Genomic DNA, 467 nt, shown 5'->3' with positions numbered 1-467 from the left:
CAGAAGTTTCTGTATTCCCTTATCCTCAGGATACAGGAAGGTTTTTTCCACAATGCTTCCGTCGGGAAGGGTTTCTTTGGTAGCACTAACGTTGCTGTACTTATCCTCGGTATTGGTTTCGGAAGAAGAAACCAGTTTTTTAGCAGTTCCTAAAACATAACTTTCCGTTACGGAAGACTGTCTGGAGATATTGATCTTTTTTACAGGGGCTCCGTTACCCGTAATATTGGGAAGCACAACATCCTTAAGCTGATATTCTGTTTCCGTTTTCTGCAAAAGCTGGCCGGAAGCACTGTAATCCTCTCTTTTTCTGAGAAGCCCTGCTTCCCGCAGATAGGTACTCATATCCTGATCCAGAGAGTAAAAAGAAGGCGTACTTCCTGAGGTAAGGCTTACAGGTTCTGCAAAATAATATCTGGAGTAGCTTCCGTCGATCATATTAACGGCTTTTATATTCGTGTATCCTA

General features: G+C 42.6%; 1 protein-coding gene. It reads right to left on the bottom strand.

What is annotated here, in order from left to right:
• Positions 1 to 467: hypothetical protein (locus tag WFK35_RS23035; protein WP_336734988.1), on the bottom strand; the 467-nt coding region annotated here is incomplete at both ends.

Origin of the sequence: Chryseobacterium sp. VD8 (assembly GCF_037149975.1) — a bacterium.
GTDB classification, from domain to species: Bacteria; Bacteroidota; Bacteroidia; order Flavobacteriales; family Weeksellaceae; genus Chryseobacterium; species Chryseobacterium indicum.
Note: the sequence above shows the minus strand (reverse complement) of the source record. Positions and strands in the feature narration are given on the sequence as shown.